Genomic DNA, 13,607 nt, shown 5'->3' with positions numbered 1-13,607 from the left:
AAGCTCATGCACAAAATCAGCAAAGCTCACATGTTCATGCCCTCCACGAGGCCGTGAAGTTGCTTAGGTGAACAGCATTACGGCGTAGCCGGCCTCCCACCGGTGCGGTGATGTGCTCACCCCGTGGGAGGCCCCGAAGCCTAAAGCCCCTCCTCCAGTACCTTCGCCACGCTGTCGACGAAAAAGTCCACGCTGCGCCGGGTGGTGTTCATCGGCGGCTTGATCTTGAGGATGTTCAGGTGGTCACCGGTGGGCTGCATGAAGATCCCCAGCTCGCGCAGGCGCTCGCACAACAGGGCAGTTTCTTCAGTGGCCGGCTCCAGCGTGGCGCGGTCGCGCACCAGTTCCAGGCCCAGGTAAAAGCCCGAACCGTGGGCCGCGCCGGCCAGGGGGAAGCGTGCTACCAGTTCTTCGAGGCGCGCCTTGAAGTAGCGGCCGGTGTCGCGAGCGTTGGCCCACAGGCCTTCTTCGGCCATCACATCGAGCACCGCCATGCCGATCTGGCAACTCACCGGGCTGCCGCCAGCGGAGGAGAAAAAGTACCCCTCGGCTTCCAGCGCCTCGGCCACTTCGCGGCGGGTGATCACCGCGCCCAGCGGGTGGCCGTTGCCCATGCCCTTGGCCATGGTGATGATGTCGGGCACCACGCCCTGCTCCTCGAAGCCCCAGAAGTATTCGCCCAGGCGGCCATAGCCCACCTGTACTTCATCGGCGATGCACAGGCCGCCACGGGCGCGCACCTTGGCGTACACCTGCTCGAGGTAGCCCGGCGGCAGGGCGATGCCGCCGGCGTTGCCGTACACCGGCTCACAAATGAACCCCGCCAAGGGGCGCCCGGCCTGGTCGATGGCGGCCAGCTTGGCGTCGACGCTTTCGAGGTAGGCCGCAGTGCTGCCGGGGCCACGGTGAACGCCGCGGTAGGTGTTCGGCGCCACCACCGGGTGCACCCAGCCGGGGCGGGTTTCCAGGGCTTGGGGGTTGTCGGCGATGGACGTGGAGATGGCGTCGGTGGCCACCGACCAGCCGTGGTAGGCCTCGAGCACGCTGAGCACGTCGCGCCCGCCGCTATAGGCCCAGGCCAGGCGGATCGCCAGGTCGTTGGCCTCGGTGCCGCTGTTGACCAGAAACACCCGGTCCATGCCCGCCGGGGCCTTGGCCAGCAATTGCTCGGAAAACTCCGCGATGGCCGCGTAGTGAAAGCGCGAGTTGGTGTTCAGCAGCGACCATTGCCGCGCCGCCACCTCGGCCATGCGCGGGTGGCCGTGGCCGAGCACCGCCACGTTGTTGAGCATGTCGAGGTAAGAGCGGCCTTGCAGGTCGATCAGGTGGTTGCGCCAGCCGCGTTCGATGCGCGGCGGCGCCTGGTAATAGTGTTTTTGCGAGCGAGCGAAGCTGGCGTCGCGGCGCGCCAGCCATTGGCCGGCGTCGTCTTCGGCGGGGGCCTCGCAGGCCCAGCCGAGCACCGCCGCCGGCGCTGGGCACAACGCCGCCCAGGCCTGGGCGCGGGCGGCGCTGCAGAACAGCGGCGGCGTAAGGCCAGGGGCGGCCAGTTGCACGGTCACGCTGTCGCCGGCGCGGCCCAGGGGCTGCCCGGCCGCCACCGTTTCACCTTCGCCAACGCTGGGCACCAGGCCGCTGAGCCACAGCCACTGGCCGGTGCCCTGCAGGCATGCACGGCCCTCGGCGCCGAGCTGCCACACCCCGGCAAACGGCGCCTGCAGCGGGCTGCCGGCGGGCAACCGCAGTTGCACGTGCAGGGCGAAGGTTTCTGGCGCCTCGGCGCAATCCGGCTGGGTGCGCGCCAGGCGGTACTCGCCATAGCGGGTGCTGGCCACGCCCGTGCCGGCCAGCTCGGCCAGCAACCGCGCTTCGCTGCCGGGTGCCTCCCAGTTGCCGGCCTGCCAGTGCGGGCTGAGCACGCCGAGGTCCACGCTGCGCACGCTGCCGGCGGCCACCTGGGGGAACAGCGGCAGGCACGGCGTGGCCGGCGCGGCCGCCGGTGGCAGTGCACAGGCCTGGAGGATCGCCTGCTCCATCAGCGCCATCGGCAGCGAACGGGCGGTGTCGAAAATCGCCCATTCGTGGGCGACGTTGTCGCGGATGTACTGGTTATCAGGGTCTAGCGCCAACTGCTGGGCAGAGCTGAGCACCAGCACCGCGGCGCGCCCGGCGATGATCGGCCACAACGCCCGCGCCTCGGCCAGGCTCAGCGGCGCCTGGGCATGGAAGGCGCGCACCGCGGGGAGGATCACCCACGGGTCGCCATGGCCATGGTGCAACAGCGCCGAGCAGCTTACCGCCAGCTCCGCCACCCGCCAGGTGCGCACCAGGTCGCCGAAATCGATGATCCCGGCCGGCTGCCAGTGGCGTTCGGCATCGCGCAGCCACACGCTGTTGTCGTCGGTGAGGTCCAGGTGCACCGCTTGCTCCGGCAGTTGCGCCACAAGCGGCGCCAAGGCCGCCCAGGCCTGCGCCACCCACTCGGCGACCTGCGCCTGGCGGGGGGCCCCGGCCAGCACCGGCAACAGGTGTTCGGCCACCGCCGGCAGGTGCTTAGGGTCCCACTGCAAGGCACGGGCGAGGCCGGGGTGATCGAAGCCGGCCAGGCCCTGGCTGACCTGCCCGGCCAGCGTACCCAGGCGCGCCACCAGCGCCGGGCCCAGGTACGGGCGTTGGGTCAGCGGTTCGCCGCTGAGGTAGCTCAACAGCCGCACCCAGTAACCTTCACCGCCCAGTTCGATCGCCAGCAGGCCGTTGCCGGTAATATCCGGCACCACTTTAGCCACGGGTAAACCTTGCCCGGCCAAATGCTCGAGGGCACAGTGCTGCGCCTGTAATTCGGCCTCGGCATACGCCGCGCGGCAGATTTTCATCACGAAGCGCCCGGCCGGGCTGACCAGCAGGAAGTTCTGGTCCTGCTGGCTGCCCAGTGGGCGAAGCTCACCGGCCAACCTATAATGCGCTTGCAACAGCTCTAGCGCCTGAGCTTCGCTCAGGTTGGGGGCGGCCAGGCCGGTTCGGTGGGTGAGGGTGTGCAGCGGCATCGGGGCAACCTCGGCAGTTTTAAGGCGCCAATAACGCCACGGTCAGGGGCCTTTGCGCAAGGCCCCAAGGGTGAAGGCAAAGCAACGTCAAATTGCCAGCGCTGAACGGTTTGCCGACCGATCAAACTTGCGCGCCCCGGCGGTTCACCACACAGTACCGCTGAACCGTTTCGAGTACGAAGCAAGGCCCCCCGTCGACTTCAAGGACTATAGGCACCCTCATGAGAATTCTCGTCACCGGCGGCGCAGGTTTCATCGGCTCGGCTGTGGTACGGCACCTGATCGCCAACACCCAGCACGACGTCCTGAACCTCGACAAGCTCACCTATGCAGGCAACCTCGAATCCCTGCAGCCCATCGCCCACAACACCCGTTATGAATTCGTCCGCGCCGACATCGCCGACCAGGCCACGGTCAGCGCGGTGCTGGCCCGCTTCAAGCCCGAGGCGGTGATGCACCTGGCGGCCGAATCCCACGTCGACCGCTCCATCGACGGCCCCGGCGCGTTCATCCAGACCAACGTGGTCGGCACCTACGCCCTGCTCGAGGCGGTACGTGGCTACTGGGCCGCGCTGCCCGCGGCCGAGCGCGAGGCGTTTCGCTTTCACCACATCTCCACCGACGAGGTGTACGGCGACCTGCACGGCGTCGACGACCTGTTCCTCGAAACCACGCCCTACGCGCCCAGCTCGCCGTATTCGGCGAGCAAGGCGGCGTCTGACCACCTGGTCCGCGCCTGGCACCGCACCTATGGCCTGCCGGTGCTGATCACCAACTGCTCGAACAACTACGGCCCGTACCACTTCCCGGAAAAACTCATTCCGCTGGTGATCCTCAACGCCCTCGAAGGCAAGCCGCTGCCGGTGTACGGCGATGGCAAGCAGGTACGAGACTGGCTGTTCGTCGAAGACCACGCCCGCGCACTGGTCGAGGTGGTCAGCCGTGGCAAGGTGGGCGAAACCTACAACATTGGCGGCCATAACGAGCAGCAGAACATCGACGTGGTGCGCGGCATCTGCGCCCTGCTCGATGAACTGGCGCCGCAGCGCCCCGCCGGCGTCGCCCAGTACGCCGACCTCATCACCTTCGTCAAAGACCGCCCCGGCCACGACCAGCGCTACGCGATCGACGCCAGCAAGATCAAGCAAGACCTGGGCTGGGTCCCGGCGGAAACCTTCGAAACCGGCCTGCGCAAAACCGTGCAGTGGTACCTGGCCAACAAGGACTGGTGCAGCCATGTCCAGGATGGCAGCTACCAACGCGAACGCCTCGGCAACACCGAACACAAGGACTTGATCGCATGAAAGGCATCGTACTGGCCGGCGGCTCCGGCACCCGCTTACACCCCATTACCCTCGGCGTTTCCAAGCAACTGCTGCCGATCTACGACAAACCGATGATCTACTACCCGATCTCGGTGCTGATGCTGGCGGGTATTCGCGAGATCCTGATCATCTCCACCCCGCTCGACCTGCCGCAGTTCCGCAACCTGTTGGGCGACGGCAGCCAGTTCGGCGTGCACTTCAGCTACGCCGAGCAGCCCTCGCCCGATGGCCTGGCGCAGGCGTTCCTGATCGGCGAGCAGTTCATTGGCGATGACTCGGTGTGCCTGGTGCTGGGCGACAACATCTTCCACGGCCAGCACTTCTCCGACCAGCTCAAGCGCGCCATCGCCGAGCCTACCGGGGCCACGGTGTTCGGCTACTGGGTGAAAGACCCTGAACGCTTCGGCGTGGTGGAGTTCGACGCCGCCGGCAAGGCGCTGTCGATCGAGGAAAAACCGAAAAAACCGAAGTCGAGCTACGCGGTCACCGGCCTGTACTTCTACGATAACGACGTGGTGCAGATCGCCAAGAACGTGAAGCCTTCGCCACGCGGCGAGCTGGAAATCACCGACGTCAACAACGCCTACCTCGACCGCGGAGACCTGCGCGTAGAGCGTTTCGGCCGCGGCTTCGCCTGGCTCGACACCGGCACCCACGACAGCCTGCTCGAAGCCTCGCAGTACGTGCAAACCGTGGAGCACCGCCAGGGCCTGAAGGTTGCCTGCCTGGAAGAAATCGCCTACCAGCATGGCTGGATCGACGAAACCCAGTTGCTGGTGCGCGCCGAGGCCTTTGGCAAAACCGGCTACGGCCAATACCTGTTCAGCCTGGCGAGAGACGACCGATGAAAGTGACCCCTACCGCCATCCCGGAAGTGCTGCTGATCGAGCCGAAGGTGTTCGGCGACGAGCGCGGGTTCTTCTTCGAGAGCTTCAACGAAAAGGTGTTCCAGGAAGCCACCGGGGTGGCCTTGCCGTTCGTGCAAGACAACCACTCGCGCTCGCGCAAAGGTGTGTTGCGCGGCCTGCACTATCAACTGCAAAACCCCCAGGGCAAGCTGGTGCGGGTAGTGGCCGGCGAGGTGATCGACATCGCGGTAGACATCCGCAAAAGCTCGCCCACCTTTGGCCAGTGGGTCAGTGCGCGGTTGTCGGCCAGCAACCACCAGCAGTTCTACATTCCGCCAGGGTTCGCCCATGGTTTCGCGGTGCTTAGCGATTACGCTGAATTCCTGTATAAAACCACGGACTACTACAACCCCAGCGCCGAGCGTAGCATCGCTTGGGATGACCCAGACCTCGCCATCGACTGGCAGCTGGGTGGCATCGAGCCGCAATTGTCTGCCAAGGACCTGCAAGGCAAACGGTTCAGAGACGCGGACGTTTTTGAATGAAGATCCTCATCACCGGTGAGCACGGCCAAGTTACCCAGGCACTGCAGCGCGCGCTGCAAGGCCTGGGTGAGGTGGTCGCCTTGGGCAGCCAGGCGCTAGACCTGCGCCAGCCCGAGGCGATCCGCCAGGCCGTGCGCCGGGAGCGCCCCGGGTTGATCATCAACCCGGCGGCCTACACCGCGGTAGACAAAGCCGAAACGGACCAGGCCGACGCCTTTGCCGTGAACGCCAACGCGCCCGGTGTACTTGCCGAGGAGGCCGCCGAGCTGGGCGTGCCGCTGCTGCACTACTCCACCGATTACGTGTTCGACGGCAGCAAGGCTGGCCGTTATGTCGAAACTGACCCTACCGCCCCGCTGGGCGTGTACGGCGCCAGCAAGCTGGCCGGTGAGCAGGCCATTGCCGCCGTGGGTGGCGCGCACCTGGTGCTACGCACCAGTTGGGTGTACTCGCGGCAGGGCAAGAACTTCCTGCTGACCATGCAGCGCCTGCTGCAAGAAAAACCCGAGCTGCGCGTGGTCGCCGACCAGGTGGGCGCGCCCACCTGGGCCGGCACCATCGCCGCCAGTACCCGCCAACTGATTGAACGCTGGCAGGGCGGCAACCCCGGCGCCTGGGGTGTGTACCACCTCGCCGCGGGCGGCGAAACCTCCTGGTTCGGCTTCGCCGAAGCCATCGGCGCCCAGTTGCGCGCCGCCGGCAAGCCGTGCGCCACCCTCGCGCCGATCAGCACGGCCGACTACCCCACCCCGGCCAAGCGCCCGCTGAACTCACGGCTCGACTGCTCGAAGCTGGCCCAAGAATGGGGCGTAAGCCTGCCGGACTGGCACACTGCGCTGCTCGCCTGTTTGGCTGAGCGCTAGGCTTCAGGGCCCTTCGCCCGGCACAGCCGGCCTCCCACCAGATTTGTATAAGCCATTGATTTACGCAGCAATACCCAACCCGTGGGAGGCCGGCTGTGCCGGGCGATGGGCCAGTCAGGTCATGCGCTCAGTGAAACCACCTGAAGTAATCAGGGCTTTTTACCCCCGATTTGGCGCTCTGATTGCTTAAGTGAACAGCATTACGGCACAGCCAGCCTCCCAAGAGGTAAGGCGTTGTGCTGGCGAGTGGTAGGCGCGCATTAGCCCAACGCCTCGGGCATAATCCCCCCATGCCTGCCCAACTCCTCGCCCCCGCCCTGCCACGCCGCCCTCGCTGGCGCAGCCTGGCCATCCTCGCCCTGTGCCTCGCCCCGCTACTGTGGCCGGTGCAGCACCTTGCCGAGCGCTACTACCGCGGTGAGCTGGCCAGCCAGAACCGCCAGACCCTCGACCTTTACGTGGCCAACCTGTTGGGCATCCTGCACCGCTACGAAACCCTGCCGCAGATCCTCGGCGGGCTGCCGCCGCTGCGCCAGGCCCTGGCCGCCCCTGGCAGCGGCGAGGCGATCGACGGCGCCAACCGTTTGCTCAAAGACATCACCCAGCAAACCGGCGCCGAGGTGATGTACCTGATGAACACCTCCGGCGACACCCTGGCGGCCTCCAACTGGGACCAGAAAGACTCCTTCGTGGGCCGCAACTTCGCCTTCCGCCCGTATTACCGCGACGCCATGGCCGGGCACCTGGGGCGCTTCTTCGGCCTGGGGACCACCTCGGCCAAGCGCGGCTACTTCTTCGCCGCGGCGATCCGCGACGGCGAGCGAGTGATCGGCGCGCTGGTGGTGAAGGTCGACCTCGACCACACCGAACGGCTGTGGGGCAAAACCCCCGAGCAACTGGCGCTGACCGACCAGTACGGGGTGGTGATCCTCACCTCGCGCCCTGACTGGCGCTACCGCGCCACCCGCGCCTTGACCGCGCAGGAAAGCCAGGCCATCGAGGCCAACCTCGCCTACCCCACCCGCGACCCGCAGCCCCTGGCGCTGGATGCCACCGCTTGGGTGATCCAAAGCCGCGCCATCAGCGAAACCGGCTGGACGGTCAACCTGCTGGCGCCGCACAGCCTGGTCGACCGCCCGGTGCGCAGCGTGCTGGCCACCGCCGCCGGGGCGCTGCTGGTGCTGATGCTGGCCCTGGGCCTGATGATGCAGCGGCGGCGCAACTACCTTGACCGCATCGCCTTCGAAGGCCGCGCCCGCCATGAGCTTGAAGTGCGCGTGGTAGAGCGTACCGGCGCCCTGGAGCGGCTGAACAACCGCCTCAAGCAAGAAGTGCTCGAGCGCGAACACGCCCAGCAAAAGCTGGTGCAGGCCCAGGACGAACTGGTCCAGGCGAGCAAGCTGACCGCCCTGGGCACGATGTCGGCAAGCATCAGCCATGAGCTGAACCAACCGCTGGCGGCCATCCGCAGCTACGCCGAAAACGCCGAAGTGCTGCTCGACCACCAGCGCACCGACGACGCCCGCGGCAACCTCAAGCTGATTGGCGAGCTCACCTCGCGCATGGCCTCGATCATCGCCCACCTGCGCGCCTTCGCCCGCCGCGACCACCATGCGCCAGAAAGCGTGGCGCTGCAGCCGGCCCTCGAAGACGCCCTGGCGCTGCTGGCCAAGCGCCGCCGGGCGATGGGCGTAGAGCTGATTCGCGACCTGCCAGACGCGCCCCTGTGGGTGCAGGCCGGCGAAACCCGCCTGCGCCAGGTGCTCGGTAACCTGCTGGCCAATGCCCTCGATGCCCTGACCGAAAAAGCCAACCCGCGCTGCCTGTGGATCAGCGCGGAAAAAACCGCCGACGGCGTGGCCCTGCACCTGCGCGACAACGGCCCGGGGTTCACCCGTGAAGCCCTGGCCCACGCCCGCGAACCGTTCTTCACCACCAAAACCCGCACCCAGGGCCTTGGCCTGGGCCTGGCCATTTGCGATACGCTGATGCGTGCCCTGGGCGGTGAGCTGCTGCTGGCCAACCACCCGCAAGGCGGCGCCCTGCTGACCCTGCGCCTGCGCGCGGCGCGGCCGGGCGCCAACCTTCAACCTCCCGAGGAATTCGCATGACCACCGAGCGCATCGACCCCGCCGTGGAGGTGGTGCTGGTCGACGACGACCCCCACCTGCGCCGGGCGCTGGCGCAAACCCTCGACCTCGCCGGGCTGAAGATCCTCCCCTTGGGCGAGGCCAATGGCCTGGCCGAGCGCATCGGCAAGGATTGGCCCGGGGTGATCGTCAGCGACATCCGCATGCCTGGCCTCGATGGCCTGCAATTGCTCGACAAGCTGCGCGGCGTCGACCCAGACCTCCCCGTGCTGTTGATCACCGGCCACGGCGACGTGCCGCTGGCAGTGCAGGCCATGCGCGCCGGCGCCTATGACTTTCTCGAAAAGCCCTTCGCCAACGAAGCCCTGCTCGACAGCGTGCGCCGGGCCCTAAGCCTGCGCCGGCTGACCCTTGGCAACCGCCACCTGCGCCTGGCCAGCGGCGACGACCAAGCGCTGGGCGCGCGGCTGGTGGGCAACTCGGTGCAGATGGCGCGCCTGCGCGACCAGGTCGGCGCCCTGGCTGGCACCCGCGCCGATGTGCTGATCCTCGGTGAAACCGGCGCTGGCAAAGAGGTGGTCGCCCGCGCCCTGCACGACCTTTCAAGCCGGCGCAACGGGCCGTTCGTGGCGATCAACGCCGGCGCCCTGGCCGAGTCTGTGGTCGAAAGCGAGCTGTTCGGCCACGAGCCCGGGGCCTTTACCGGGGCGCAAAAACGCCGCATCGGCAAGTTTGAGTTCGCCAACGGCGGCACGCTGTTTCTCGATGAAATCGAAAGCATGAGCCTGGATGTGCAGGTCAAGCTGCTGCGCCTGTTGCAGGAGCGGGTAGTCGAACGCTTGGGCGGCAACCAGCAGATCCGCCTCGACATCCGGGTGATCGCCGCCACCAAAGAAGACCTGCGCCAGGCCGCCGACCAAGGGCGCTTTCGCGCCGACCTGTACTACCGGCTGAACGTGGCCTCGCTGCGCATCCCGCCGCTGCGCGAGCGTGGCGAAGACATCCTGCTGTTGTTCCAGCATTACGCCGGCAGCGCCGCCGAGCGCCATGGCCTGCCCTACCGCGAGCTGGCCCCGGCGCCGCGCGCGCAACTGATGCGCCACGCCTGGCCGGGCAACGTGCGCGAGCTGCAGAACGCCGCCGAGCGCTACGCCCTTGGGCTGGACTTGGCGCTGGATAGCGACGCCCCGCAGGCGCCCGCCCTGGAGGCCAGTGCCAGCAACAGCCTGGCCGAGCAGGTCGAGCGCTTCGAGCGCAGCCTGATCCTCGAGGAAATGGCCAAGCCGCACACTTCTCTGCGCAGCCTGGCCGAGGCGCTGGGCATGCCGCGCAAAACCCTGCACGACAAACTGCGCAAGCACGGCCTGCACTTTGCCGCCGGCGACGACCCTGAATAAGGCCCCGCGATGGACCTCGAAACCCTGCTGCACCGCGACATCCCCCTGACCCGCGAGCTAGGCCTGACCGTGCAAAGCTGGGCCGCGGGCCGCTTGGCCCTCGGCCTGCCGCTGGCGCCGAACGTGAACCACAAGCACACGCTGTTCGGTGGCAGCCTGTATTGCGGCGCAGTGCTGGCGGGTTGGGGCTGGCTGCACCTGGCCCTGCTCGAGGCCGGCGAGCACGGCGGGCATATCGTGATCCAGGATGGGCACATTCAGTACCCGCTGCCGGTGCGCGGCGACGCGCTAGCCATCTGCGAGGCGCCAGCGCCGGCGCTGTGGCAGCGCTTCTTGACGACCTGGCGGCGCCATGGCCGGGCGCGCATCGAACTGGCCACCTACCTGGTCGAGGCTGGGCAAAGCGAGCCGGCGGTAAGGTTCACCGGGCAGTACGTGCTACACCGCTGAAGTGAGTGCCAGCAGCGGGGCCTTCCAGGCCACGCCGGCGGGCAGCGCGATAAAGAAGTCGTTGAGCAGGCTGGCCCGCGCCGGGTAGCTGAAGGGCGTGCCGTCCAGGCCCAGCACCTCACCGCCGGCGCCTTCGAGCACGCCCTGGGCGGCGGCGGTGTCCCACTGCGAGGTCGGCGCCAGGCGCGGGTAGCAATCGGCGCTGGCTTCGGCCACCAGGCAAAACTTCAACGAACTGCCCACGTTCACCCGCTCCAACTCACCCACCACCCCAGCCAAGCCCTCGAGCAAACGTTGCTGCCGCTCGCTGGTGTGGCGCCGGCTGGCGACCACGGTAAAGGCCTGCCCGGCCGCGGGCTGCTGGCGCACCCGCACCGGTTGCGGCGCCTGGCCAGGTTCGCAGCGCCAAGCGCCGAGGCCCGCGCCGCCGAACCAGCAACGGCCGTTCACCGGCATGCCGACCACGCCGAACACCACCCGGCCGGCTTCGATCAGGGCGATATTGACGGTGAACTCCTCGCTGCCGGCGATGAATTCCTTGGTACCGTCGAGCGGATCGACCAGCCACCATTGCTGCCACTGGGCGCGTTCTTCCAGCGGGATGTTGGCGTCTTCCTCCGACAACACCGGGATGTGCGGCGCCAGCGCGCGCAAGCCCCGCACGATCACCTCATGGGCGGCGAGGTCCGCGGCGGTTACCGGGGAGTCGTCCTGCTTGGCGGTGACCGCCACCTCGGTGCGCCAGAACGGCACGATGGCGCGGCCGGCTTCGGCGGTGAGGGCAATCACGCCCTCGAGCAGTGGGTGCGGGTAGTTCATGGGCGCGCCGCCGCGCGCTCGGCGAGCAGGTCGCGCACCAGGTACAGCGCGGCCAACGCGCGGCCCTCGCTGAACTGGCTGTTCTGCGCCAGGCTCGACAGCTGCCGCAGGTTGACCTTGTCTACCCGCATCGGCTCGGGCTCGTCGCCTTCGAGGCGCTCCTCGTACAGGTCGGTGGCCAGCACCACCTGGATTTTCTGGCTCATGTAGCCGGGGTTGAGCGAGAGCTCGGTCAGGTGTTCAAGCTGGCGGGCGCCGTAGCCGGCCTCTTCTTTCAATTCACGGTTGGCGGCGGCCAGTACGTCCTCGCCAGGCTCGATCAGCCCTTTGGGCAACGACAGCTCATAGGTGTCGGTGCCGCCGCAGTACTCCTCGACCAGCACCGCGTGGTCGGCGTCGAGCATGGCGACGATCATCACCGCGCCATGGCCGGTACCGCGCCCCACCAAGCGCTCGTACACCCGTTCCACGCCGTTGCTGAAGCGCAGTTGCACCTGTTCAACACGGAATATCCGGCTGCTGGCAACGATTTCGCGAGCGAGAACGGTGGGTTTCTGGCGCATGGCGGAGCTCCTTGGCGTGAACGAGTTACTATACATGGGCTATCGCCTTTTCACCTGCCCGAGGCCCCACCATGGCCGTACTCGACTGGTCAAATATCGACACCGTGTTGCTCGACATGGACGGTACCTTGCTCGACCTGCATTACGACAGCCACTTCTGGCTGACCCACCTGCCGCAGCGCTATGCGCAGCTGCACGGCGTGACCCGCGAAGCCGCCGACGCGGCGATGGGCACCTTGTTCAGGGACCATGCCGGCACCCTGAACTGGTATTGCCTGGACTTCTGGACCCGCGAGCTGAACCTGCCGGTGCGTGAACTCAAGCGCGAAACCGCCGAGCGCATCGGCGAGCGCCCCGGCGCGCTGGCGTTCCTGCGGGCGCTGCGCGAGGCGGGCAAGCGGGTGGTGCTGATCACCAACGCGCACCGCGACGTGCTGGCGCTGAAACTTGAAAAAGTCGCCCTCGAACCCTGGTTCGAACGGCTGATCAGCTCTCACGACTACGGCTACCCCAAGGAGGCCCAAGCCTTCTGGCAAGCCTTGCACGGCGAGCTGGGCTTCGCCCCGGAACGCTGCCTGTTCATCGACGATACCCTGCCGATCCTGCGCAGTGCCCGCACTTTCGGCATTGGCCACCTGCTCGCGGTAAAAGCCCCGGACAGCAGCCAGCCGGCCAAGGACACCGAAGAGTTCGACGCGGTAGACGACTACGCCACCCTGGCCGCCGGCCTGTAACCGGCTGCTTCAAGGAAGCCCGATGGACATCAAGCAACTGCGGTTCCTCATCGCCCTGGACGAAACCCGCCACTTCGGCCAGGCCGCGGCGCGCTGCCACATCACCCAGCCGACGCTGTCAATGCGCCTGCGCAACCTGGAGGAAGAACTCGAACTGCCGTTGGTGGTGCGCGGCCAGCGCTTCGAAGGCTTTACCGCCCCCGGCGAGCGAGTGCTGGCCTGGGCCCGCAGCGTGCTGGCGGCCTACGACGGCCTGCACGCCGAGGCCGCCGCCTGCCGCGGGCACCTGGTCGGCACCCTGCGCCTGGGCGTGGTGCCGCTGTCGAGCTTTGACCCGGTGCCGTTGCTCACCGGCCTGCACGCCGAGCACCCGCAGCTGCGCTTCGAGTTGAGCGCGCTGAGCGCCGAGCAGATCCTCGAACACCTGGCGAGCAACCGCATCGACCTGGGCGTGTCGTTCCTCGAACAACTCGACAACGACCGCTTCGAAGCGCTGCCATTGTGCGAAACCCGCATGGGCCTGCTCTACGACGAACGGCACTTCGACTTCGGCGAGCAGCCCTTGAGCTGGGAGGCGGTGGCCGCCTTGCCGCTGGGCATGCTCACCAACAGCATGCAGTTTCGCCAGTCGATCGACCACGCCTTCGGCAGCCGCGGCCTGGCGCCGCAACCGCTGCTGCAAACCGACGCCGTGCACCAATTGCTGCAAGCGGTTCACGGCGGCCTGTGCTGCGCGATCATGCCGCTGGACGGCGGCCTTGAGGCGCTCACCGAGCACCTGCGCCTGCAGCCGCTCGACCAGGGCAGCAACCTTGCCAGCCTGGGCTTGATCATGCGCCGCAGCGCGCCGCGTTCGGCCCTCGCCGAGGCCTGCTTCGCCTTCTGCCAGCGCGGCTTCGAGGAGTGATCGACGCGCTCTATCGGCGTAT

Annotated in this window: 12 protein-coding genes; 9 read left to right on the top strand and 3 right to left on the bottom strand. The window is 67.5% G+C overall.

The window, feature by feature from the left end; all coding sequences use genetic code 11:
- Positions 1–140: 140 nt before the first annotated feature.
- Positions 141–3,044 carry an aminotransferase gene (locus ACFZCE_RS08915; protein WP_390938083.1) on the bottom strand — a complete coding sequence of 968 codons (2,904 nt, stop codon included), beginning with the start codon at positions 3,042–3,044 and terminating at the stop codon, positions 141–143.
- A 221-nt stretch (positions 3,045–3,265) separates the two neighbouring features.
- Between ACFZCE_RS08915 and rfbB the strand changes: the two genes are divergently transcribed.
- From rfbB to ACFZCE_RS08880, 7 genes are all read left to right on the top strand, one after another.
- The gene (gene rfbB / locus ACFZCE_RS08910) at positions 3,266–4,348 is read left to right on the top strand and encodes a dTDP-glucose 4,6-dehydratase (protein WP_390938081.1); all 1,083 of its coding nucleotides are present in this window, start codon (positions 3,266–3,268) and stop codon (positions 4,346–4,348) included.
- Positions 4,345–5,217: a glucose-1-phosphate thymidylyltransferase RfbA gene (gene rfbA, locus ACFZCE_RS08905; RefSeq protein WP_390938079.1), complete on the top strand. Its 873-nt coding sequence runs from the start codon at positions 4,345–4,347 to the stop codon at positions 5,215–5,217. The genes rfbB and rfbA overlap by 4 nt, the downstream gene beginning before the upstream one ends.
- Complete coding sequence (gene rfbC / locus ACFZCE_RS08900) at positions 5,214–5,762, top strand: dTDP-4-dehydrorhamnose 3,5-epimerase (protein ID WP_390938078.1); 549 nt, start codon at positions 5,214–5,216, stop codon at positions 5,760–5,762. Before rfbA ends, rfbC begins: the two co-directional genes overlap by 4 nt.
- On the top strand, positions 5,759–6,625 hold the full coding sequence (gene rfbD / locus ACFZCE_RS08895) for a dTDP-4-dehydrorhamnose reductase (protein WP_390938077.1): 867 nt from the start codon (positions 5,759–5,761) through the stop codon (positions 6,623–6,625). Before rfbC ends, rfbD begins: the two co-directional genes overlap by 4 nt.
- A 290-nt stretch (positions 6,626–6,915) precedes the next feature.
- Positions 6,916–8,736, top strand: a complete 1,821-nt coding sequence (locus ACFZCE_RS08890; protein WP_390938075.1) for an ATP-binding protein — start codon at positions 6,916–6,918, stop codon at positions 8,734–8,736.
- Complete coding sequence (locus ACFZCE_RS08885; RefSeq protein ID WP_390938074.1) at positions 8,733–10,112, top strand: sigma 54-interacting transcriptional regulator; 1,380 nt, start codon at positions 8,733–8,735, stop codon at positions 10,110–10,112. Before ACFZCE_RS08890 ends, ACFZCE_RS08885 begins: the two co-directional genes overlap by 4 nt.
- 9 nt (positions 10,113–10,121) lie before the next feature.
- Positions 10,122–10,562: a YiiD C-terminal domain-containing protein gene (locus tag ACFZCE_RS08880; RefSeq protein WP_390938072.1), complete on the top strand. Its 441-nt coding sequence runs from the start codon at positions 10,122–10,124 to the stop codon at positions 10,560–10,562.
- On the opposite strand, the gene cysQ is transcribed toward ACFZCE_RS08880, so the two are convergent.
- The gene (gene cysQ, locus ACFZCE_RS08875; protein ID WP_390938071.1) at positions 10,551–11,381 is read right to left on the bottom strand and encodes a 3'(2'),5'-bisphosphate nucleotidase CysQ; all 831 of its coding nucleotides are present in this window, start codon (positions 11,379–11,381) and stop codon (positions 10,551–10,553) included. The two genes, ACFZCE_RS08880 and cysQ, sit on opposite strands and share 12 nt — an antisense overlap.
- Positions 11,378–11,944, bottom strand: a complete 567-nt coding sequence (gene nudE / locus ACFZCE_RS08870; RefSeq protein ID WP_390938069.1) for an ADP compounds hydrolase NudE — start codon at positions 11,942–11,944, stop codon at positions 11,378–11,380. Before nudE ends, cysQ begins: the two co-directional genes overlap by 4 nt.
- A 71-nt stretch (positions 11,945–12,015) precedes the next feature.
- Between nudE and yrfG the strand changes: the two genes are divergently transcribed.
- Both yrfG and ACFZCE_RS08860 read left to right on the top strand, forming a co-directional pair.
- Positions 12,016–12,678, top strand: coding sequence for a GMP/IMP nucleotidase (gene yrfG / locus ACFZCE_RS08865; protein ID WP_390938067.1), 663 nt, complete (start codon positions 12,016–12,018; stop codon positions 12,676–12,678).
- A 22-nt stretch (positions 12,679–12,700) separates the two neighbouring features.
- Positions 12,701–13,585 (top strand): LysR substrate-binding domain-containing protein, encoded by an 885-nt coding sequence (locus tag ACFZCE_RS08860; RefSeq protein ID WP_390938066.1) that lies wholly within the window; start codon positions 12,701–12,703, stop codon positions 13,583–13,585.
- Positions 13,586–13,607: the final 22 nt, after the last annotated feature.

The organism is Pseudomonas sp. NPDC007930, from assembly GCF_042958985.1.
GTDB lineage: Bacteria > Pseudomonadota > Gammaproteobacteria > Pseudomonadales > Pseudomonadaceae > Aquipseudomonas.
The sequence above is the reverse complement of the archived record's forward strand: the minus strand, read 5'-3'. Positions and strand labels throughout refer to the sequence as shown.